Consider the following 21,164-nt stretch of genomic DNA (forward strand, 5'->3'; position numbering starts at 1 on the left):
ATGGTGGAGGTGGAACATGGATATAAATCGAAATGAAATTTTCTATAGAAAGCTGAAATTAGAAGATTTCAATGCTGTAGTTGATTGGAGCAGGGATGTGCATTTTTGTGAAGCGAACGGATGGCAGAAAAATAGAGATCATATGGAAGTATTCAAATGGTGGGAACGCTGTGTAGCCAATCAACAAAAAGATATGATCCGTCTAGGAATTGAATATAAAAATAGACTGATCGGTTATGCCGATTTGGCAGAAATTAAAAATAATAGTGCTGAAATTGGTATTGCCATTGGAGACAGTACTCTTTGGAATGCCGGAATCGGTACACAAATGATAAAAAAATTAATGAATTACGCAAATGAACATTTCGGAATTACCACATTTTTCGGAGAGACACATGAAACAAATCATCGCTCCAGAAAAATGATGAAGAAGGTAGGATTTACAGAAGTAAGCCGTATAGGAACTGATTCATACATAGGTAAACAAGTTAATTTAGTGCAATATAAGTTATTTTTGAAAGAATAGACAGGTCCTTTTTACAAAATGAAACCATGTACAGGATGTAAACAACTCACAGAATAACTAGATAAATTAATCTGAATACTACATACGAACGAAAAAAAAAGGTACGAATCACGATGAATTCGTACCTTTTTATGTAATGATTATTTATTATTTTCCTTCTTATTTGCTTTTGAACCCCAATAGGTAGCAAGTATTGGCCCTGAAATATTGTGCCAGAAGCTGAAGATCGCACTCGGAACGGCTGATACCGGATCAAAGTGGGCCATCGCCAATTGCGCTCCTAAACCTGAATTCTGCATTCCTACTTCAATCGATACTGCTTTTTGATCATCGTATTTCAGTTTAAATAGTTTCGCTACCAAGAATCCGATCAAGTAGCCTAACCCATTATGTAAAATGACAATGGCAAAGATAACTAATCCTGTTTCCAAGATTTTATCACGGCTTCCGCTTACTACCGCAGCGACGATCATCACGATTGCCACTACCGATACAGTTGGAAGAATATCAACACTTTTTTCTACGATTGGTCTGAATATGAATTGTGCAACGATTCCTAAAATAATCGGAATTAATACAACTTTGATTACCGACATGAACATGGCCATAAATGAAACCGGTAACCATTCGCTTGCCAGTAAGTAAATAAGGGCGGGTGTTGCAAATGGTGCCAACAATGTTGTGAATGAAGTAATTGTAACAGATAATGCTGTATTGCCTTTCGCCAGGAATGTCATAACGTTAGATGACGTACCTCCTGGACAACAACCTACCAATATAACTCCAACCGCAATTTCAGGTGGTAAATTGAAAACTTTCGCTAACGCAAATGCCAGTAGCGGCATAATGACAAATTGTGAAACGATCCCGATAATAACACCTTTAGGATGTTGAAGAATTAATTTAAAATCATCTAATTTCAATGTCATCCCCATACCAAACATGACGATCCCTAATAATATGGTGATGTAACTGCCAATCCATGTGAAATATTCAGGCATCCAAATCGCTAAACCGGCTGCAACGAGTACCCAAATCGCAAATGTATTACCTGCAAACTTTCCTACCTTCTGTAAAACTCCCATGATGATGTAACCTCAGCTTTCTATTGAATACATGTTATTGTAATTTATTGAATTTATAATTGCAATAATTTTCAGAATTTTAAGCAATTTCGTTATTATTCTAGTGAATATAGTCGAAAAGTTTTGGGTAAATAGGGAAAAGCAAACGTCACAAAAAATGGGCTGTGCAGTAAAATACTGCACAGCCCATTAACTAACATTCTTATCTATTATTTATTTTTGCTACTTCCTCGCGTACAATTGGTGCAACTTTCGTACCCAACAATTCAATGGCATGCAGCACTTGGTCATGCGGCATGGAACCTACCGGAACGTGCAGGAAAAATCTTGAAATGCCGACATGTTCATATAGATAAATAATTTTCTTCGCAACCGTATCCACATCCCCTACATAAAGAGCGCCTTCCAAGCTGCGGGCATCATCAAATGCTTCGCGTGTGTACGGAGCCCATCCACGCTCACGTCCGAGCTTCGTCATTGCCGCTGCTGTTGACGGGAAAAATTGCTCTGCTGCAAGTTCTGTCGTATCTGCAATAAACCCATGGGAATGGGAAGCGACACGCAGCTTTGAAATATCATGACCTGCTTTTTTCGCCACATCATAATACAGCTGAACGATACGTGCAAAATACAGCGGACTTCCTCCGATAATCGCCAATGTTAACGGTAAGCCTAATGTAGCGGCACGGATTGCAGATTGTGGTGTACCGCCGCTTGCAATCCAAATCGGCAATTTTTCCTGTACAGGACGCGGATAGATGCCGCGTCCTGGAATAGACGGACGGAAATGGCCGGTAGATGACACTATTTCATTTTCCTGAAGGTTTAATAAGAGATCGAGTTTTTCTTCAAAAAGCGCATCATAATCGTTCAAGTCGTTGCCGAACAGTGGGAACGATTCAATGAAAGAACCGCGGCCGGCCATAATTTCGGCGCGGCCATTCGACAGTCCGTCAAGTGTCGCAAATTGCTGGAAAACACGTACCGGATCATCCGATGACAGCACGGTTACAGCGCTCGTGAGCCGAATCTGTTTTGTCTGCATTGCAGCTGCAGCAAGTACAACAGAAGGAACAGATGCTGCATAATCCTCGCGGTGATGTTCTCCGACACCATACACATCCAGTCCTACCGCATCCGCGAGCTTAATTTCTTCGACGATTTGCCGCAGTCGCTCGGCATGACTTACTGTTTCGCCTGTTAAAACGTCCGGTGTCGTTTCTGCAAATGTTGAAATACCTATTTCCATGTGATGACCTCCAAATAATAAATGGTTCGTTTCCTTTTCTTACTATCATTACCATATGAATTATTTTAGTGTACATCGGTTGGAAATGAAAGAATTGTCGTCTCGAAAGAACTGTGAAATCACACTTCATTTAATGTGTTATCTTTTATTTCTATAATTCTTGTAGCTACCTGTTTCACAAAATAGTCATCATGTGAGACAAAAAGAACGGTACCGTCATAGGCCATAATAAACTTTGCCAATGCCTCTTTTGTCGCCATATCAAGGAAGTTCGTCGGCTCATCAAGCAGGAGAATATTATATTGTCCTAAAAAAAGCTCGCTTAATAGCAACCGAATCCGTTCACCGCCGCTTAAAACAGTGATCCGCTTTTGTAAATCATTCAGTTCAAACTGCATTTGATGCAAAACAGTGCGAATAAATGCATCGCTGTATTCACTTCTAGTTTTTATAAAATCCCAGACAGTCTCATCCGGTAAGTTTTGATAAGCAAGCTGTGAGAAGTGACCGATTTTTACTTTCGGTGAAAGATCAATGTTTGGATGCTTTTCGATAATCGCTTGCAGCAAGGTCGATTTCCCGCTGCCGTTTGGTCCTGTTATAGCGATCTTTTCCTGCAGGCGAACTTGAAGCTGGCATTGATCCAACAGTATCTTTTCTCCGATTGCTAAGGTAAGATCCTGCATCATAATCGGCACTTTATTATGAAGTTCCAGTGCTTTCGATTGTTGGAAGTGAAGTGGCGCGTCTTCTTTTACTTTCTCGACCACAGGGAGCTGTTCAATCCTTTTTTCCATTGCTTTAGCCGAGCGGTAAACCGATTTTTGGCTCGTACCTTTCGATTTTGTTTCAAACATACGATTTGCTTTGGCTTTCGTTTCTTTCTTCGACATCTTTTTTGCCTCGGTAATTTTTTCGGCTTTTTTCATTTTTTCAGCAACAGCCTTCTCCAGGTGGGCCTTTTCGCGAACATATTTTTCATGGGCGGCAGCTTGCTCCTGTTTTTCCCGTTCTTTTTGCGCTGCATAATCGGAATAATTTCCGCTATAGACCGAAACATGCCCATCACTCACTTCCCAGATTGTCGTAACGATGCTATCCAGCAAGTTTCGATCATGACTGACTATGACGACTGCTCCGTAATAATAGCGGAGCTGTTCCTGCAAAAACCGGATGCCGTCCTGATCTAAATGTGTTGTCGGTTCATCGAAAAGCATTGCCTCGTAGTAATGGCTGAATGCCTGTGATAACTTCAAACGCGTTTGTTCGCCACCACTATGTGGATCGACTGCTTTCAATTTATGGGCAAGCGCGATATCAATATTGTCTTGTGTAATGGCAGGGGATGTTTGTTCAAAATAATAATAATCAACATGTGTGTTTACATTCCCTTGATGAGGAATGAGCTGGCCGGTCAATAATTTTAATAGAGTACTTTTACCGGCACCGTTTTTACCGACAATCCCGATACGGTCGAATTGATAAATGGCCAGCTGCGGGATTGTAAGTATATCCTTATCTAAAAATTGTACGTGTATATTTTTCAGTTCAAAGCTTAAGTTTTCCATTATTGCTACCTCCGAAATATAAAATTTCGTACCGATAGCTTATCGATACGAGCGGTTTGTGTAATCCGCCCGTATTAAAAGAATAGTAGCATCTGCATAGTTTTAGCCCTCCATTTGGTAAAGTGAGTCTAAAACGCAATAAAAAAGCAGACATATGTATGCCTGCTGCGAAAAAATATAGAAATCTCCCGTTTAAAGAGGAATCCCTATGATTTCTTCGTTTACAAGCATGACAAAAAGGCCCAATACTAATGGGTTTGCTTTTTTATTGCCAGCTTAGCGTAAACGAATAAAAAACATAGAAAAATCCCTCCTTCTCATGTATTACTGCCAGCATAATAGATTTCGGGAAATAAATCAAGACTTGGTTGGACCTGCATGCATTGACATATCGCTTTTTGTCTGCACATACAATGCTATAAAATTGAAAGTTTTGCGGATAAGGCAACATTTGTGAGGAGAAGACGTTCTATTTTAAAGAAGAATACATATTAATGGCATGTTTTCACAATTTCTATTGTGAATCGGTTAAAGATTTTGTATGCTAAGTGAATGTAGAAGTGGACTTCGGAGTTGAAATCGGGATTTGCCGGTTTTAACTTTGGATATTGCAAATGATTGGAGTTGTTTTTGTTGTTAGATACAATCATTCTATCAATGATTGAGTTTTTTAAAGGGTTTGGCTATTTCGGTGTGTTACTGGCACTTTGCTTTGAGTTTATTCCAGCAGAAGTCATATTACCGATGGCCGGTTTTTGGATTGCTCAAGGGGAATACAGCTATTGGTTAATGGTGCTTGCCGGAACGGTAGGCGGAACAATCGGACCGTTGACTTTATATGCTGTGGGACGTTATGGTGGTCGTCCAATCGTCCTGAAATACGGGAAGTTCTTCTTGATCAATGAAAAGCAAGTGAATGCATCGGACAAGTTTTTCGCGAAATATGGTGCAGGTGTCGCATTTTTCGGACGCTTCATGCCAATTGTCCGTACCGCAATTTCTGTACCTTGCGGAATGACTAAAATGAATGTATGGAAATTTACAATCTATACTTTTTTGGCAATGTTTCCGATTACCGCGCTTTATGTTTATTTAGGTATTAAGCTGGGGGAAAACTGGGAGCAGGCAGGGGATCTGTTTAAACAGTACTTGCAGCCGTTTGTCATCATCATTATTATTCTGGCAGTAATTTATGCGATTTATAAATACCGCATCAAATTATTGGAACGTAAAATGAACTTACCTAATAAAAAATAAATTCAAAGGGCAGCCGTATTTAAAGGCTGCCCTTTTACATTTGCTACTATTTAACAATTAAATTATTTTTAATCTCCTTCTCCAACATTTTTACTAGTTCTGCTTGTTCTAAATGCTGAAGTATTGTTAACCCTTTTTCTATAAAACCTTCATCCGCACCGTTTAAGTTATTCAGGCAGACGCCTTTTCTCACATAACAGATCGACAGGTTGATAAAAAGCTGCTCCGATTTACATCTACCGATTGCATCATGCAACAGATGGAGTGCGGAATCAAAGTCTTTTCCTTTTATATTGATCAGCGACAGATTGATCAGAAAGTTTATTTTTAACTTATTAATATTTTGGAATCCGTTGTACTTGTCGATATGACGAAAAGCAAACTCTTTTATTTCGGTTGCAGTAGAAATCGGAAATACAAATAAAATGGCATTCAGCAAATAAATATCAGCTAAATACAATGTATTACGTTGCGAGAGATCCTTCCATATGGGAGATAAAGTTTCAGAGGCGAGTACAAAATCACTCGACCTAGCCAAAACGAGCATGCCCTCCATTACTATTTTAATATTCATGATCAGATTGTCATTCGGATTTTGCCTTAAATAGGCAGCGCATTCTTCAATCATTTGGAGCAGTGCATTTTCGGAATTATAGGTCTGATTGTAGAACTTCTTCATGATCCTTTGACGGTCATGCATTTCATAATTGTTGCTTATGTATTCAAACTCCTCATAGGACATTTCAAGCCGCCCCAAAAATTCCTTCAAGATCGAAAATTTAATTTCTCTGTTATCTCCTTTTTCAAACTTTGAGTAATTGCCTTGTGAGCATATTTTTTCGCTGACGTATTGTTGTGAATAGCCTTTACCGACCCGGATATCTTTTATAGCTTGCCCGTAATTTTTCATTCCATCACCTAAATTATTCTTTTAGGCATATTATACACTTTTCGCCGGATAGTTTGTAAAAATAATACAAAGGAGGGGACGGAATGGTAGATTTATTAATCACAACTTTTGAACTGTGGATTATTGGGACCGGTGGAGGATGAGTTACGCAATTAGAGGATTCATATACAACGAGTAATCGGTAAATTCCGAATCTGATCGTTTCATCTCCTTTTTGAACAGGAAGAGCCTTACGCATTTTAGGCAAACTGTTCAAAGAGGAACCTGTATTTTCAAAATCAACAAGTGAAGGAGGGTGGATAGTGAATGAAGTAATTCGTTTTCTCCTGAAAGGCTGGTTAAAAAGCAAATATATTTTTATATTACCTGTTGCAATTACTGTACTTGTCGGGACGATGTTCGTAATGAATAGTATGCAATCGGGTGCTACCAAGCAGGAACTGCAGGAAATGTTCAACAACCGAAAAGATACCGTGCATTTATTGATTACGAGTACATTAACTAAAGAACGTGTTATAGGTCTTACACCGGAAGAACAGCAATCACTGCAAAGTCTTCTATTGAAAGAGCAATATATAAACGATATTTTAAAGAAATTAGCCGAGAATGATTTACAGATAGTCGACCAGCAGCTTGCCTATTTAAATGAATATGAAAACTACATAGCATTCAAAGCAATCCCTTATCTTGGGGAACATACAGTGGAAGTAGAACGGGAGAAAGCGGAAGCGCTTTTTGATCATCAGTTGGGCTATACCGAACAAAATACGCCCTTTAAAACGGCCTTATTTACAAAACAATTATTCCATATTCTATTCAGTCCCATTACGGCCTTTCTTCTATTACTGGCTTTTTGCTATCAATATATGTTTGACAGGGAAAATAGGACATTCGATTTCTTTAAGATCAATTCATTGTCCAGTACAGCCATTTATTTTGGATACTTGATTCCTTTGTTGATGGTCGTCCTTTGCTACATCGCCCTTGCATGCGCTGTGTCGATACTGCCGCCGTTATTAACAGGGAATCTCAACACAATTTACTATCCTGTTGAAGTGGCAATGAATTCCGAAATCATTTTAGTCCCGATATGGAAATGGCTGGTGTTTATCCCGATTGGCTGGGGGATTTTCAGTGCGCTATTATTGCTGCTGTTTACTTGCCTGATTAAACAGCAAACGAGATTAGGTTTTCTGTTCGCACTGATCAGTGTACCGGTTTTAATCAGCTATATGATTTCTTTGAAGACCGGGTTTCAGAGATATAATCCGATTCACTTGATAGTTTCATATGAACAGCTCTTACTGAATTCGAATCGTTTTGTTCTTTATCTGATCATCATGTTATTGCTGGCTGTGGTATGTACAGGGCTTACTTATACGGTTATAAATTTGCAAAATATTAGTTTTGGCTTGCCTGATTATACAGCTTCCAAAAAACAGTATCAACCTAACAGGAAATTTAAATTATTACAATTTGAGTATTTGAAAAAGAGGCGGAAAGGCCATATTCTTATGACCGTTCTTCTGCTGTTTGGAATAATCGGGGGTACGGTCATTGCAGTGAATGAGCAGTACCGAACATATCCTGACAAAGCACTGAAGGTAATCGAAAGTGCGCAAAATACGATTATCCAAGATCATGTCCATTGGAAAATGGTCTCAGATGAATTTGAAATGGAGCAGGAATTGCATAGACAAATGGCAGAGGAAACGGGTGAAGAGCTGGAACTGCTTGATCAAAATCCCTATCAGTCAATGATCATACAATTAGAAATGCGGTTTGTGGCGCTGGAACATCTGAAGGGGGACATTCAATCTCCGACATTTGCCGAGACATTTCGGGATGTGATGAGCTCATTTGAGCCAGGTTCTTATAAAGAAAGTGATAATACACTTTGGACATTGACCGACATGGCATCGGAAGAGCAGGAAATACTCCTGGATGACAAAAGGATAGACCCGTGGCCAATTGGACATAAATGGGTATCTAATTTTGATGATCCAAGTCAGGCTTTAGATCAGGAACATTACGAACGGTTAAAACTGTACCAGGAACAAAATACAAAATACGGAGACAGCAGCACGTTTGCTATGTACAGATTAGTAGAATGGAACATAATGCTGATTGTCCTGTTTTTCTTTATATTTTTGTTATGGACAACGATGGCCGACGAATATAGGCCAAACCCGTCGATGAACTTTTTAGCAACTAAACCGATTCGATTTTCTTCTATATATATAATGAAGTGGATTTATAATTTAACGATTTCCTGTAGCTTGTTGCTCATTACGGGTACTGTTGTTTTTTTGATCGCTACCTTTATTGGTGGTGTAGGTGACGGAGATTATCCGGTATTGATTTATGCAACAGAACAGATGGAGGAGCATTTTTTCTTTTCAAATGCGAACAATGCCTATTTCTATTTTGAAAGCTTGACCTCATTGCTTCTCAAAAGCGGAGTGCTAGTATTCATGCAGCTATTCTTTTTAAATAGCTTGTTCAGCTTTGTCGGGAAATTGATGAAAAACCATTATGCTGCGATTATCGTTACATCTTTACTTGTCATTGCCGGGTACTTTGCAGGGAACCATTATATAGAATTATCAAGTAGTATGTATAATCCATTTGTATATTTTGATACATGGAATATTGTAGATGGCTGGAAATCGATTGAGGCAAACAATGGAAAAGTGAACTTCCTGACGGGTACAGTCATTTTACTGATCAGCGGCAGCCTATTGTTCTTTGTAGGTCTTTTAGTTAAAAGGAAGGTGACTTCATAATGGTTTTGCAAGTAAATGAACTTGAAATGAAATACAAAAGTAAACGGGTACTGGAGAATATTACGTTTTCAATTGGTACCGGTGAAATAATCGGAATCGTTGGGCCGAATGGAGCAGGGAAATCCTCATTAATGCGCTCGGTATTAGGATTGGAAAAGATTGATAAGGGAACTGTTCATATAAACAATATTTCCAACGCCAACCCTGAATTCTTTAGATATATTTCCTTTTTGCCAAGTGATAATTACTTGTATATGCAATTAACCGGTTATGATCATCTATCGTTTGTGGCGAACATTTATCATATACCGCAACAAGAAATAGAAGACGTCATAGAGTTGATCGGCATCCGCTCATATGTGCATCAGTCCGTCAAATCTTATTCTTACGGAATGCGTCAACACTTGCTTATCGCGTTAAGTATATTGACGGAGCCGCTCATTATTTTAATGGATGAGCCTTTTAATGGACTGGATCCGACGAGCATTATTGAATTAAAACAATTGATTCAAGTGCTGCATGCAAAAGGGGTCAGCATCGTCATTTCAACACATAACCTGGATTTACTGGAGGATTTGACGGATACGATCTGGTTCATTAAAGAAGGAAAGCTTTATACAGACCCTTTGCATTCAAGTAAGGAAGTACAATACGAAATCAAGTATTCATATCCTGGTGATTTTCCTCAAGTAATGAAAAAAAGTCATCTTCCTTATGAAGTTAAGGAGAATCTGCTCATTACAGATGGGGCGTTTGCGATTGAAACTTATCTTCAATGGTTACTGAAAAACGGTGTGCAAATCCATTCGGTGAATCCGATCAACCAGAATTTGGAGAAATTGTATCGTGATTTTTATAATCTATAATAGAAACAAGCCGTTGTCAGAAAGTATGACAACGGCTTGTTTCTAGTTGGTAACGTTAAACTAAACAGTAAGGGATCCTCTAAATCCGCGTGCACCGTAGTATGAGTCCGCACCGTTATGGTACATGAAAATTGTTTCGTATCGTCGGTCGCAGAAAATCGCTCCGCCAAGTCTACGAATATCCGGAGGTGTCAAAACCCAGCTCGATGTTTTTAAATCAAATTTCCCGAGTTGCTGCAAAGAGCGGTATTCGACTTCCGTTAAAATATCAATTCCCATTGTCGCGGCCATATTCATCGCACTGTCTTCCGGTTTGTTTTTCTTGCGCGCATCCAACGCTTCCTGGTCATAACAAATACTTCTGCGTCCTTTAGGGCTTTCAGCTGAGCAGTCCATAAATGTGTAGGTATCCGTTTCATGGTTATATGCTACGACATCAGGTTCACCTTCTGTACGTTCCATTTCATTAAGAGACCACAGTTTTACCGGATTTGCTTCAAGCTTTGTCTGCACATTTTCCCAATCAATATTCGGATGACGTTCCATATGCTGTAAAAAGCGTGCTTTCAATGTTGAAAGAAGTTGTTCTTGCTGTTCGTTTGTTAATACTTTTTTAGCTGCCATAATAGAGAACACCTCTTTAAGTAGTTGATGTCTTTAATGATACTGTAGTTTTGAGAATAATGTCTACTGATGGCTAATTTTCATACTAAATAAATCTACTTCCAATAATAGATTGCATCATAATTATATTTGCACAAAATTGAATTGGTTAATATGTGTAGACAAATGAATTAATATGGTATATACTAAGGTTAATAAGAAATGTTACAAGCACAACAATAAATTCACCTATTACAAAATGTATTCGTGTTTTATTTAGTACTTTTTGTAATATGTGAATTTTTTTCTTTATGAGGAATTGTGATCTTATTAAATTTAATTAAATGGAGGTCATTTAAATGACACAAGGTACAGTAAAATGGTTTAACGCAGAAAAAGGTTTTGGATTTATCGAAGTTGAAGGCGGAAACGACGTATTCGCTCACTTCTCAGCAATCCAAGGCGACGGTTTCAAATCTTTAGACGAAGGTCAAAAAGTTGAATTTGAAATCGAAGACGGTCAACGTGGCCCACAAGCTACAAACATCGTAAAACTTTAATTTTAAAGCTGCAACGATAAACTGCATCCCAAATATGGGATGCAGTTTTTTTGTGGCTGAATTTATATACTGTCGTAGGAAGCTGTAAAAGTTTCATTTAAAATAGTCAATTATGTATGCAAACTTCTTTAAAAGCCAAAATGAAAAGAAAACGCTACAAATTTGTAGCGCTTCCTTCTCGTTAATTATTGTTGATTGTTTGAATTTCCGCGTAATTGCTGCTCCGCCATCTGTACTAGGCGTTTCGTAATTTCGCCACCTACAGAGCCGTTAGCACGTGCTGAAGCGTCTGGTCCTAATTGAACACCAAACTCTTGTGCAATTTCGTACTTCATTTGGTCAACTGCTTGTTGTGCACCAGGTACACGTAATTTGTTTGAGCTGTTGTTGTTTGCCATTGTTATCGCCTCCTTATGACATTAGAATGCACAGGGAAGAAAGTTTCATACCATATCAGGAATAGGTAATTTACAGTTCAATTGGTAACGTTTTTATAAAATGGTGAAGTTTTTGTAATTACGATTATCATCGATAAACAATAGATCACACAGGATAGAAAGCACCGTACCTAAAGCAAATTAGAAAAATTGTCGGATTGTAACATATGGAATAAAGTGGTTTAATTGGGACATCTAGTATTGATTTGTCATCGTACATAATCGTTGCCGAAAGGAATGACAGTATTGAATTCAATTATCGAAAACAATAAAAAAAGCTGGGATATTGTAGCGAAGCATTTTGCTGGAGGAGATGCGTTGCCAAGCTATGGACCTTTAGCACAAACAGAAGATGAATTGAATTTAATCGGAGATGTTGCCGGGAAAACAGTGCTGGAAGTTGGATTTGGAAGCGGCCATTCTCTTTTATATATGAACAACAATGGAGCAAAGGAGCTTTGGGGTGTTGATTTTTCGAGTGCCCAAAAGGATCTGGCGGAGAAAACGTTAAACGGCATCGAGGCAATCTTATTTACGGCTCCAATGGAAGAAGAAATCGGTCTGCCGAAAAATTATTTTGACTTAGTGTATTCCATTTATGCGATTGGCTGGTCAAGTGATCTTCCGGCAACGTTTAAGTTAATTCACAGCTACTTAAAAGAAGGCGGCGAGTTCATTTTCAGCTGGGAACACCCTTTCTATTATCAAATTAAATGCCGTGACCATCAGTTTATTTTAACGGATTCCTACCAGCGTGAAGGTTATATTGAAACAACGTCATTTAAAGGGGAAGATGCGCCAATGCAAATACCGAAATATAAAATGACGACATTTATAAACGCACTTTTAAAAGTAGACTTTGAACTTGTAGAAATTATTGAAAGTGATATTCCGGTACATTCAAAAGGTGAAGAAATTCCGTATTCCGAAAAGTATTATTCTCTTCATAAAGCAAGTCACTTTCCAACGACCTTTATCGTGAAGGCTCGAAAACGTATTTTATAGGAGGCAAGAAAAATGATCCGAAAGTTAACAAATGAGGACCTTGAAATTACAATGACACTTGTAAATAAAAAGCCGGCGGAAAATTTATTTATCATCGGTGATATTGAGGCATATGGGATGGAATCTGATATCCAGGATTTATGGGGGCAATTTGAAGGTAATCAGCTAAAAGCGATATTACTGCGCTATGATCAGAACTATATCCCGTATAGTGAAGGGAATTATGATGTCGAAGGGTTGCAAAAATAATCAACGAAAACCGAGGTCGGATCGAAATATCGGGACTACAGCATTTAGTCGCTCCATTAAAAAAATGGATTGACCGCGGTATTCGACGGGACAGTGAAACGTATTATGCAAAATGTACAAAATTGACGGTTCCGACTGCTGAATTGGATTTTTCAAATGTGACGTATTTACAGCCAGGTGAGTACGCAGAAAATATTGAAATGCTCCAATCGATTCCCGAATTTTCAACGGGTACATTTAGTGTTGAAGGAAGAGAGCGCGCGGAAAAATTTAAAACAGGGCGTACTTATATTATTCGTGATGAACAAGGTGTGATGGTCTCTTCAGCATCAACAACAGCGGAAAATTCTCAGTCTGCAATGATTGTAGGCGTCGGTACGAGACCAGGTTACGGGAAAAAGGGATATGCGACACATTGCATGTTAAAACTTTGCCAAGACCTGCTCGATGAAGGAAAATCAATTTGCCTGTTCTATGATAATCCGGCTGCCGGACGCATTTATAAACGGATTGGATTTGAGGATATCGGTTTTTGGACTATGGTTCGTTATGAAGAGGGGAAATAAGGGGGAGACAAATTGTGAGAACATTATTAGCAGAACAACCGATTCAAATAAACGCCTATGATATCGATGCAATGGGCATTGTAAGTAATATTGTATATGTAAGATGGTTTGAGGATTTACGGATGGCTTTTTTAAATGAGCATTACTCATTGGCGGAAATGATGGCAGTGCAAATCTCCCCGATCTTGATGAAAACAGAGATTGAATATAAAGCCCCTTTAACAATTTTCGATAAACCGGTCGGACGTTGCTGGATGGTAAAAATCGGGCAATCAAGTTGGGAAATGGAGCTCGAAATTACAACGGAAAAGCATATCCATTGCATCGGAAAACAATCAGGATGCTTTTTCAATTTAGAAAAGAAAAGAATTGCGAAAATTCCTGATCCATTAAAGAAGCTTTTTGAAATGGAGCAATAAATATGATGAAAGAACAATTGGAAGGAATTGTAAAAAAGTCGATTAATCTGGATTTAATTGATTTTAACGAATTAATCCAGTTCATGCTAAAAAATATTGGAAATCCGGATGGCTATTTACGTGACAACTTAATTTATCGGGGATTTTGCGAATTAATTCTGAATGAGCAATTTACTGAAGAACAATTAATTACCATATTAAAAACATGTTTGGATGACGCGCATCTTTATTTAAATATTACAGACAATGATCCTTCTGATGATTTATTTACGAGATCGTTTTCGGCACTTGTTATCACCCTTATTTTAGAGAAAGATCGTGAAAATAGAAGTTTGCCTGAAGAACTCATTGTTGAGGCTATTCACCGGAGTATTCAATATTTATTACTTGAGAAGGATTACCGGGGATTCGACAATACGAAGGGCTGGGCTCATGCGGTTGCACATGGAAGTGACTTATTAGCAGAAGCGATTAGACATCCATTAATGATGGATTCCCAATTAGTATACAGAGCATTACAAAGTTTAAAAAGCTGCCTTCATACTGAATACGCTTTAATCGATGAGGAAGATGAACGCATGTTACCGGTCATTGATGCATTACTGGAAAAGGGACTGACGGATGAGCAACTATTAACGTGGTTAAAAGAATTGCATTACATAGAAGTAGAAGATTGGCATAAGAAATACCGTTCTGAGTGGAATGTGAAGCAATTTGAGAAAGCATTATTAAGACATTTATTAAGATCAACCAAATGTACACAAACAGCCAAATGGATTGTTTTGAAAGACCAATTGTAGTTTAGCAAGGAGCTGAAAAATTGAAACGCATTTCTTTAGTGATACTGCCATTCGTTTTATACATAACAGGCTTACTCGCGTATTATTTCGGTAAGATTAACGGTTATCAATTTATTATTTTTATTATAGTCGGCTTAGGTATTTCAATTTTCGGTTTTTTTCTTTACCGGAATGACAAGAAGTTGAAAGCTGCTTTTTTAGCGATATTTTATATACTGGCTTTATTAACTATATTTGAAAGCCGTCTGATTGATTATGAAAAATATACTTATTTTCTTATTTCATATAATGAGCCTTTTGAAATTGTGGAAGGTTCAGGTATCAATGTATTGGCAGTAGAAGTTATTGAAACACCATATATAACAGATTTGGGCTACTTAATTCATACTGTGGAATTTTCAACGAATAAAGAAGTTTTGGATGCGGAAATTGTCACGAATAAAACCCGGTACCGTTCAAAAAATGAAGAATTACTAAGTTATGTACGTCCCGCCGAGAAACATTTTGAGACGATGAAGGAAAATGTCATTACCTATTTATCGAAGAGCTCTTCTGCCATAAATCGATTTTTAGAAAGAGAAGATATAGAAGGTGATAGCGCAGGACTTGCCACTGTGTTAAGCGCCCTTATTGAAAAAGGTGAAGTCAACAATAAAGTTCCGATTGCCGTAACAGGAGCGATTGATAGCAAAGGAAATGTGAAGGAAATAGGTTCGATAAAAGCAAAGACTTTGATTGCCGAACAAAGCGGTTTCTCTCATATTTTTCTACCTGTGGAAAATGAAGAAGAAGCGAAGAAAGTAAAAAAAGTTGAGCAGCTTAATATTAACATTATTGCGGTGGCATCTATTGATAATGCTGTAAAGGAAATCATGAGAATTAATAACGACTAACCGGTGCTCGCATGTGCTGAAAAGTCGGATTGCGTTTTTTTAATTTACTTGGGGGATACGGGAAGATTTTAAGATTTAGCGGAAAGCGTTGTAGGTATATGATCTGAACCCATTGTTGCTTTGCTCTTTTTTAAAATTAAAGCTGTGAATAGAGGGCAAGATTATTAGTCATTTACATAAAGTGAACTGTCATGATAATGCCGGTATTAAATCATGCCTCTACCATTTAATAAGCGAGTGTCTTCCCTGATAGAATATTAGCATTTGAATAATATGGATAATAGCGTTAATACTGTAAGTTCTATTCGAAATATTAAAGTATAAATCATAAATAATTTCCTACACTTAAATTAGTACTAGTGAAAAGGATGTGATTATTTTGGGAGAAACAAAATTCGCTGAACTAAATGATGAGCAGCTCAAAGAAATAAAACAGCTAGAGGAAAAATTTAATATAACTTTAATTGCTTATGATAGCTCTGCATTAGAAAGTCAAAATTCACATAATTAGATTATGGTTCTTTAGTGTTTAGGAAAAATATTTCTAAACACTTTTTTAGTGCATAATAGGAAAGAAATACTTTATAAAATTCCACCTTATTTTGCAATGGGGCTGAATAAATTATTTATGTGGAAATTTGAATCAATAAGTACATTTATTCTAATAGCAAAGTAAATATTCACAGGTTGTTAACATTTAATATTATTATTGAATTGAAGTTAGGATAGAATGATTGATAGAAGCGACACGCCTTTATATAATTTAGACGGTAATAAAATATTAAATTTTTAATAGGGAGGATAAGTTTTAATGAAAAAATTCATAACGGCCATAACAGCTATTTTATTTACATTTAGTCTAAGTACATATGCATTTGCCCATTCACATATTGGTGAAACAACTCCTGCAGATAGTGAAGTAGTAACAGAAGCTTTGACAGAGGTAGTGCTAAATTTTGAAGATGCTATTGAACAAGGTAGTCTTATGAAGATTTATGCTTCAAATGGTGATTTAATTGAAATATCGGAAATTGTAGTTGGCGAGAAACAATTGATCGGTACGCTTGCTAATCCACTCCCGAATGATGAATACAAGGTTGATTGGGCGATTATCAGTTCAGATGGCCACCCTTTAACAGGTAATTATACTTTTACAGTGAATATTGATGAAGTACCTGTAGACGAAGAGGAATCGTCTCAGACAGATGAAACTGAAGTTGTAGAAGAAACAGTGTCAAATGAAGAACAAGTAGGTTCCCAAGAAACAATTCAAGAAAAAGAAACGAAAGAATCATCTTCTATGAATTGGGCTGTTGTTGGATTTATTGCGCTCATTTTAATCGTAGTAGTCGCAGTATTATCTCGTAGAAAAAAATAAAGGAAAGTCGTAGTTTATTTGGATGAATAAACTACGACTTTTTTTGTACTGAAATAATTTAGACTCAGTTTCTTAACTTCAGCTTTATTTATTGTGAATGAAATTTGTTTATATACTGAGTTTTGGGTTCCGATTGAAAAGATTACCCAGTCTTATTGAAAATTAATGGTATATTGAAAAAGCTGGCTCCGGTTACTCACCGACGTCAGCTTGTTTTATCTTAATTACAATTTCGTCATTTTTAAATTATCATTTTCAATATTTGTTATAAATTGTATAAAGCAAGTTTCTGGATCATCGTCGAAGTTATCCTCTAATAGAAGCATGTTTTCCTGTGGTTCAGCCGATTGCTTTAAATCATTATTCATCTAAAACCTCCTCAATAGTAAGAATTTTTTTTAAAAGACTCATCAATTCTTTCATAGAGCGGGGGAGTGTTGTCTGTACTTGAATAAGTCCTTCTCTCAACATATTTTCATAGCATTGAACGAGCCAAGGCTTTTCAATATGTGCAGTTTCCAGCAGTTTTGTATCCATAAAAAGTGCATCTCTGTGCCCCGAATACAAAATCTGTCCTTTATGAAATACGATAAAGTATTCGGCCCATTCATAGATTAAATTGACTTGGTGTGTCGAATACAAAAACGTGCGCTCTTCATTTTGTAGTTCATTTAAATATTTTGTGAGTTGATTAGAAAAATAGAAATCTAAACTACTTGTAGGCTCGTCTAAAATATAAATGTTAGGATCCATTGCATAAACACCAGCGATCGTTACACGTTTTTTTTGCCCACCGCTTAAGAAGTGAATCGGACGTTCAGTTAGATCATACAGTTCCGTTAATTCAATCGCGTTTGACACATGACGCTCAATCTTTTCATATGGCCATTTTAAGTTAATGGGACCATATAAAATGTCTTGTTTTACCGTAGATGCAAATAACTGATTATCTGCTTCTTGAAAAATAAAGCCGACTTGCTCACGCAGGTGGATTAGTTGTTTTTTTCTATAATTTAAAGGCTCATTTAAAAAGCGAATCTCACCACTAGTAGGCTTTTCAAGTCCAATAAGTAATTTAAAAAAGGTTGATTTACCCGAACCGTTTTCACCTAGTATCGCGACTTTTTTCCCCTTTGGAATCGATAATGAAATGTCTTTTAATGCTTCGGTACCATCGCTGTATCGAAAAGATACATGATCAAAAGTAAAATAGCTTTCTATCATAATAAACTCCTTATAGTACAAGTATGGCGAAACTCATCAAAGTAAAAATCAGTGCCATGCCTGTAAATTTTAAGTCCCAGGTTTTTGTCGTTGTGAAATGCTGTGGGAGAATAAATTGCTCAATATTCCGTGCAACCATTGCATCTGACAAGGCTTGATAGCGGAAAAAAATTGTCCGAAATAGTGCACTAATCAGTAGGCTTAATGATTGAAAACTTTTTTTATATGAACGATAGCCTAAACGAGCATGCTGTGCAGTATAAAGCTGCATAACAGTCTGCAAAAATAAAAAAATAAAGCGATACATCAGTTCGATTAATTCGATCACAATAGTAGGCACTTTTAATCGTGCAAGTACCGGACTGATTTCAAATATTGGTGTAGTTAAAATTAAGAAATACAAGCAGCTTGTTGCACTGACGGCAGTACAAAAGATAGTGATGGCCCGTAGTATATCGCTCGGTAAAATAAAGAACTGCAACGTAAAAAGTGAACTTTGCCATAATGCCGCAGCTGGAATCGGCTGTGTAAAAGTGATGGATAAGACAATGGCGAGCATACCTGCTAAAACAAAGCCGATTGGTGCAAATAGTAATGTAATATATATTTTCATTGGGATTTTTGCGTAAAATATAATGACACCGCTCATGAAGAGCAGTGTCCAAATGGAAAAACTGTTATTTCGTAAAAATGTGACAAGTAATAAAGTAATTAAGCCAAACGTCATTTTTTGGCTGGCTGCAACCTTTAATAATGCATTATGACTGGCAATAAAATCAATGTTTAGCATGGTCTTTTGTATGTTTCCCGCGCATGTAGCCAATAAAGTAACCGATAATTAACGCACCTATCACACCTTGTAGAACAAATAATAGACTTTCGATTTCTCCGCTTGGTGGCTCCCAAATAGCGCTAAACCAAGGTTCATAATCTGTTGCGATCTCGGTAATGGCTACTTCTGCCTCCCCATCGGCACCGCCAAATTCTGCATCCTGTAAAAATAGTAATGGTAATATTGCTAAAACAATCACACCTGTGAGTAAAAGTAAATTTTTCTTAAACATGTTAGCTCTCCTTTGCCTTTAAAATCCGTAGTTGAACTAATTCTCTCATATTATATTTTTGCAGGAAGTTCATAATCATAACCGTTAATAACCCTTCACTAATTGCGAGCGGAATTTGTGTTAGTGCAAAGATGCCCGCAAATTTCTGGAATGATCCTAAAATACCGCCTGCTTCAGAAGGGAAGGCTAATGCCAACTGAACAGATGTCATTACATATGTACCTAAATCACCAAGCATTGCCGCTAAAAATACAGCTACACTAAAGGATAACCCCCATTTTGTCGCGAGTTTGAAAACACCAACAGCAATAAAAGGACCCACAATGGCCATTGAGAAAATATTCGCACCTAATGTTGTAAGTCCACCATGTGCAAGTAGAACGGATTGGAATAATAGGACGATTGAACCTAAGACGCTCATCACAAACGGTCCGAATAAAATTGAACCTAAACCAACACCTGTGGGATGAGAACAGCTGCCTGTAACCGATGGAATTTTTAAAGCAGACAATACGAATGTAAAAGCACCTGAAAGCGCGAGTAGTAGCTTGCTTTCCGGATTTTCTTTTACGACTAGACGAATTACTTGTAGGCCCTTTACCAGGAACGGTAAACATAGAGCAAACCAGAATAGTGCCCATCCGATTGGTAAAAATCCTTCCATAATGTGCATGGCGTATGCTTGTTTCGGTATAAATAACAGAACGATACCGAAGTAAGCAAGTTTTGGTAATAATTGTTTCATGTTTTTTACTCCTTTTTCTTTTTGATGAAAAAAGTGCACAAAAAAATACACTTTTCAGAGTAAAAGTGCATTACAAAAAACAAGCGTCAAGCGCTTATTTTCACGCACCTATCCTCGTAGGTCTGAATCAGTCATTTTTGGCAGGTATCCTGACTCCTCTTCAATGTATTACAAGCCTTCCCACAAAAAATGCAGTGGCGTGTTATGCAATACTCCGAGTTACAGTTGCGGGACAGTACCGGAATCGCACCGGTTTCCCTATTAAGCTTAAAAAGCACCAAAAATCATTCAATTGTCACCATGTTGGAAATATTATCACTTGTTTTTTGGATTGTCACGATATTTTTTTGAATACTTCGTCTATTCGGTTTTGGATGTAAACATTGTAGATAAATTAATTCTCGCTTGTGTGTGGATATTTCTGGAATATTGTATAATCCTTTTGAATGGTTCAACGTATAAAGAATTACTAGATGGGGGAACAAGAGACTATTCCTATCAACTGAAAAATTGCTAATTGAGATAGTGTAATTGGATAAAAAATGAATAATTAATAATCGACAAACTTTGATTAGTTAACTAGTAAATTTATGTACGAACCACTTAATTCACAAATTATAACCGCTTCATTTATGCTGAAAAAGATTAATGAGGTAATAATTACCCTATCATTTTTTATTTGACTATGTTATTTTTAATTTTATAATAATTTAATAATTTGCAATTTGAATAAGTGCTTACAGATTTTTGTAAGGTAAAAGGGAAATTAGTGAAAGACTAATGCAGCCCCCGCTACTGTAATAGCTGATGAAATCACAATGAATCACTGTCGTAATGATGGGAAGATGTGAAAGTAAAAGGAAGCTTAAGCCAGGAAACCTGCTTATTCGAACGATACTTACTTTTCGGAGGGAGAAGTATAGGCGAAACAAGTAATTGTTTTTGTGTTTTTCTATACTTTCTTAAGTATTAAT

The 21,164-nt window shown here is 37.2% G+C and carries 24 protein-coding genes and 2 riboswitches; of the genes, 13 read left to right on the forward strand and 11 right to left on the reverse strand.

The genetic code is table 11. The features are described 5' to 3' along the window. The first annotated feature begins 16 nt into the window (after positions 1 to 16). The gene (locus tag MKX73_RS14365) at positions 17 to 526 is read left to right on the forward strand and encodes a GNAT family N-acetyltransferase (RefSeq protein ID WP_340718037.1); all 510 of its coding nucleotides are present in this window, start codon (positions 17 to 19) and stop codon (positions 524 to 526) included. 140 nt (positions 527 to 666) lie between these two features. On the opposite strand, the gene MKX73_RS14370 is transcribed toward MKX73_RS14365, so the two are convergent. The 3 genes from MKX73_RS14370 to abc-f form a co-directional block, all read right to left on the reverse strand. Beyond that, complete coding sequence (locus MKX73_RS14370) at positions 667 to 1,611, reverse strand: bile acid:sodium symporter family protein (RefSeq protein WP_340718038.1); 945 nt, start codon at positions 1,609 to 1,611, stop codon at positions 667 to 669. A gap of 202 nt (positions 1,612 to 1,813) precedes the next feature. Beyond that, positions 1,814 to 2,860 (reverse strand): LLM class flavin-dependent oxidoreductase, encoded by a 1,047-nt coding sequence (locus tag MKX73_RS14375; RefSeq protein WP_340718039.1) that lies wholly within the window; start codon positions 2,858 to 2,860, stop codon positions 1,814 to 1,816. Between the two features lie 119 nt (positions 2,861 to 2,979). Then, a complete protein-coding gene (abc-f, locus tag MKX73_RS14380) occupies positions 2,980 to 4,428 on the reverse strand; it encodes a ribosomal protection-like ABC-F family protein (protein WP_340718040.1) in 1,449 nt (482 codons plus the stop codon). Positions 4,429 to 5,085: 657 nt separating this feature from the next. On the opposite strand from abc-f, the gene MKX73_RS14385 reads away from it, so the two are divergent. Continuing rightward, positions 5,086 to 5,685, forward strand: a complete 600-nt coding sequence (locus tag MKX73_RS14385) for a DedA family protein (protein ID WP_340718910.1) — start codon at positions 5,086 to 5,088, stop codon at positions 5,683 to 5,685. A gap of 46 nt (positions 5,686 to 5,731) precedes the next feature. Here the strand turns inward: MKX73_RS14385 and MKX73_RS14390 are convergent, their stop codons facing one another. After that, a complete protein-coding gene (locus MKX73_RS14390; RefSeq protein ID WP_340718041.1) occupies positions 5,732 to 6,595 on the reverse strand; it encodes a helix-turn-helix domain-containing protein in 864 nt (287 codons plus the stop codon). 302 nt (positions 6,596 to 6,897) lie between these two features. Here MKX73_RS14390 and MKX73_RS14395 point away from each other — a divergent pair, with 302 nt between their 5' ends. After that, positions 6,898 to 9,381, forward strand: a complete 2,484-nt coding sequence (locus tag MKX73_RS14395; RefSeq protein ID WP_340718042.1) for a hypothetical protein — start codon at positions 6,898 to 6,900, stop codon at positions 9,379 to 9,381. Beyond that, positions 9,381 to 10,247, forward strand: coding sequence for an ABC transporter ATP-binding protein (locus MKX73_RS14400; protein ID WP_340718043.1), 867 nt, complete (start codon positions 9,381 to 9,383; stop codon positions 10,245 to 10,247). Before MKX73_RS14395 ends, MKX73_RS14400 begins: the two co-directional genes overlap by 1 nt. Positions 10,248 to 10,307: 60 nt before the next feature. Here MKX73_RS14400 and MKX73_RS14405 read toward each other — a convergent pair whose 3' ends face one another. Continuing rightward, on the reverse strand, positions 10,308 to 10,871 hold the full coding sequence (locus MKX73_RS14405; RefSeq protein ID WP_340718044.1) for a DUF4256 domain-containing protein: 564 nt from the start codon (positions 10,869 to 10,871) through the stop codon (positions 10,308 to 10,310). 338 nt (positions 10,872 to 11,209) lie between these two features. Here MKX73_RS14405 and MKX73_RS14410 point away from each other — a divergent pair, with 338 nt between their 5' ends. Further along, positions 11,210 to 11,410: a cold-shock protein gene (locus MKX73_RS14410; protein ID WP_191701229.1), complete on the forward strand. Its 201-nt coding sequence runs from the start codon at positions 11,210 to 11,212 to the stop codon at positions 11,408 to 11,410. 185 nt (positions 11,411 to 11,595) lie between these two features. Here MKX73_RS14410 and MKX73_RS14415 read toward each other — a convergent pair whose 3' ends face one another. After that, positions 11,596 to 11,808, reverse strand: a complete 213-nt coding sequence (locus tag MKX73_RS14415; RefSeq protein ID WP_008406565.1) for an alpha/beta-type small acid-soluble spore protein — start codon at positions 11,806 to 11,808, stop codon at positions 11,596 to 11,598. Between the two features lie 276 nt (positions 11,809 to 12,084). On the opposite strand from MKX73_RS14415, the gene MKX73_RS14420 reads away from it, so the two are divergent. From MKX73_RS14420 to MKX73_RS14455, 8 genes are all read left to right on the forward strand, one after another. Continuing rightward, complete coding sequence (locus MKX73_RS14420; RefSeq protein ID WP_340718045.1) at positions 12,085 to 12,852, forward strand: class I SAM-dependent methyltransferase; 768 nt, start codon at positions 12,085 to 12,087, stop codon at positions 12,850 to 12,852. 12 nt (positions 12,853 to 12,864) lie between these two features. Beyond that, on the forward strand, positions 12,865 to 13,101 hold the full coding sequence (locus tag MKX73_RS14425; RefSeq protein ID WP_340718046.1) for a hypothetical protein: 237 nt from the start codon (positions 12,865 to 12,867) through the stop codon (positions 13,099 to 13,101). Positions 13,102 to 13,223: 122 nt separating this feature from the next. Then, positions 13,224 to 13,667 carry a GNAT family N-acetyltransferase gene (locus tag MKX73_RS14430; protein WP_340718047.1) on the forward strand — a complete coding sequence of 148 codons (444 nt, stop codon included), beginning with the start codon at positions 13,224 to 13,226 and terminating at the stop codon, positions 13,665 to 13,667. A gap of 14 nt (positions 13,668 to 13,681) precedes the next feature. After that, on the forward strand, positions 13,682 to 14,086 hold the full coding sequence (locus tag MKX73_RS14435) for an acyl-CoA thioesterase (RefSeq protein WP_340718048.1): 405 nt from the start codon (positions 13,682 to 13,684) through the stop codon (positions 14,084 to 14,086). Between the two features lie 2 nt (positions 14,087 to 14,088). Then, complete coding sequence (locus MKX73_RS14440) at positions 14,089 to 14,886, forward strand: DUF2785 domain-containing protein (protein WP_340718049.1); 798 nt, start codon at positions 14,089 to 14,091, stop codon at positions 14,884 to 14,886. A gap of 20 nt (positions 14,887 to 14,906) precedes the next feature. Next, positions 14,907 to 15,779, forward strand: a complete 873-nt coding sequence (locus MKX73_RS14445; RefSeq protein ID WP_340718050.1) for a S16 family serine protease — start codon at positions 14,907 to 14,909, stop codon at positions 15,777 to 15,779. 379 nt (positions 15,780 to 16,158) lie between these two features. Then, a complete protein-coding gene (locus MKX73_RS14450) occupies positions 16,159 to 16,290 on the forward strand; it encodes a hypothetical protein (RefSeq protein WP_340718947.1) in 132 nt (43 codons plus the stop codon). Between the two features lie 300 nt (positions 16,291 to 16,590). Next, positions 16,591 to 17,157 carry a copper resistance CopC family protein gene (locus tag MKX73_RS14455; RefSeq protein ID WP_340718051.1) on the forward strand — a complete coding sequence of 189 codons (567 nt, stop codon included), beginning with the start codon at positions 16,591 to 16,593 and terminating at the stop codon, positions 17,155 to 17,157. Between the two features lie 224 nt (positions 17,158 to 17,381). Here the strand turns inward: MKX73_RS14455 and MKX73_RS14460 are convergent, their stop codons facing one another. The 5 genes from MKX73_RS14460 to MKX73_RS14480 are packed head-to-tail and all read right to left on the reverse strand — an operon-like array spanning position 17,382 to position 20,190. Beyond that, complete coding sequence (locus MKX73_RS14460) at positions 17,382 to 17,525, reverse strand: hypothetical protein (RefSeq protein WP_340718052.1); 144 nt, start codon at positions 17,523 to 17,525, stop codon at positions 17,382 to 17,384. Further along, positions 17,518 to 18,381 carry an energy-coupling factor ABC transporter ATP-binding protein gene (locus MKX73_RS14465; protein ID WP_340718053.1) on the reverse strand — a complete coding sequence of 288 codons (864 nt, stop codon included), beginning with the start codon at positions 18,379 to 18,381 and terminating at the stop codon, positions 17,518 to 17,520. The genes MKX73_RS14460 and MKX73_RS14465 overlap by 8 nt, the downstream gene beginning before the upstream one ends. A 10-nt stretch (positions 18,382 to 18,391) precedes the next feature. Then, on the reverse strand, positions 18,392 to 19,171 hold the full coding sequence (cbiQ, locus tag MKX73_RS14470; RefSeq protein WP_340718054.1) for a cobalt ECF transporter T component CbiQ: 780 nt from the start codon (positions 19,169 to 19,171) through the stop codon (positions 18,392 to 18,394). Then, complete coding sequence (locus MKX73_RS14475) at positions 19,158 to 19,445, reverse strand: energy-coupling factor ABC transporter substrate-binding protein (protein ID WP_340718055.1); 288 nt, start codon at positions 19,443 to 19,445, stop codon at positions 19,158 to 19,160. Before MKX73_RS14475 ends, cbiQ begins: the two co-directional genes overlap by 14 nt. Position 19,446: 1 nt before the next feature. After that, entirely contained in the window at positions 19,447 to 20,190 is a 744-nt protein-coding gene (locus MKX73_RS14480) for an energy-coupling factor ABC transporter permease (RefSeq protein WP_340718056.1), read from the reverse strand. A 122-nt stretch (positions 20,191 to 20,312) separates the two neighbouring features. Next, positions 20,313 to 20,487: riboswitch (cobalamin riboswitch) on the reverse strand. A gap of 417 nt (positions 20,488 to 20,904) precedes the next feature. Continuing rightward, a riboswitch (cobalamin riboswitch) is annotated at positions 20,905 to 21,091 on the forward strand. Positions 21,092 to 21,164: the final 73 nt, after the last annotated feature.

The sequence above is a fragment of the Solibacillus sp. FSL W7-1436 genome, from assembly GCF_038007305.1.
GTDB lineage: Bacteria > Bacillota > Bacilli > Bacillales_A > Planococcaceae > Solibacillus.

Coding starts and splice junctions, on each gene's coding strand:
- MKX73_RS14420 (WP_340718045.1), top strand. CDS start 12,085: ATGACAGTATTGAATTCAATTATCGAAAACAATAAAAAAAGCTGGGAT.
- MKX73_RS14370 (WP_340718038.1), bottom strand. CDS start 1,611: ATGGGAGTTTTACAGAAGGTAGGAAAGTTTGCAGGTAATACATTTGCG.
- MKX73_RS14465 (WP_340718053.1), bottom strand. CDS start 18,381: ATGATAGAAAGCTATTTTACTTTTGATCATGTATCTTTTCGATACAGC.
- cbiQ (WP_340718054.1), bottom strand. CDS start 19,171: ATGCTAAACATTGATTTTATTGCCAGTCATAATGCATTATTAAAGGTT.
- MKX73_RS14440 (WP_340718049.1), top strand. CDS start 14,089: ATGATGAAAGAACAATTGGAAGGAATTGTAAAAAAGTCGATTAATCTG.
- MKX73_RS14415 (WP_008406565.1), bottom strand. CDS start 11,808: ATGGCAAACAACAACAGCTCAAACAAATTACGTGTACCTGGTGCACAA.
- MKX73_RS14460 (WP_340718052.1), bottom strand. CDS start 17,525: ATGAATAATGATTTAAAGCAATCGGCTGAACCACAGGAAAACATGCTT.
- MKX73_RS14455 (WP_340718051.1), top strand. CDS start 16,591: ATGAAAAAATTCATAACGGCCATAACAGCTATTTTATTTACATTTAGT.
- MKX73_RS14410 (WP_191701229.1), top strand. CDS start 11,210: ATGACACAAGGTACAGTAAAATGGTTTAACGCAGAAAAAGGTTTTGGA.
- MKX73_RS14480 (WP_340718056.1), bottom strand. CDS start 20,190: ATGAAACAATTATTACCAAAACTTGCTTACTTCGGTATCGTTCTGTTA.
- MKX73_RS14400 (WP_340718043.1), top strand. CDS start 9,381: ATGGTTTTGCAAGTAAATGAACTTGAAATGAAATACAAAAGTAAACGG.
- abc-f (WP_340718040.1), bottom strand. CDS start 4,428: ATGGAAAACTTAAGCTTTGAACTGAAAAATATACACGTACAATTTTTA.
- MKX73_RS14375 (WP_340718039.1), bottom strand. CDS start 2,860: ATGGAAATAGGTATTTCAACATTTGCAGAAACGACACCGGACGTTTTA.
- MKX73_RS14365 (WP_340718037.1), top strand. CDS start 17: ATGGATATAAATCGAAATGAAATTTTCTATAGAAAGCTGAAATTAGAA.
- MKX73_RS14385 (WP_340718910.1), top strand. CDS start 5,086: ATGATTGAGTTTTTTAAAGGGTTTGGCTATTTCGGTGTGTTACTGGCA.
- MKX73_RS14390 (WP_340718041.1), bottom strand. CDS start 6,595: ATGAAAAATTACGGGCAAGCTATAAAAGATATCCGGGTCGGTAAAGGC.
- MKX73_RS14475 (WP_340718055.1), bottom strand. CDS start 19,445: ATGTTTAAGAAAAATTTACTTTTACTCACAGGTGTGATTGTTTTAGCA.
- MKX73_RS14425 (WP_340718046.1), top strand. CDS start 12,865: ATGATCCGAAAGTTAACAAATGAGGACCTTGAAATTACAATGACACTT.
- MKX73_RS14405 (WP_340718044.1), bottom strand. CDS start 10,871: ATGGCAGCTAAAAAAGTATTAACAAACGAACAGCAAGAACAACTTCTT.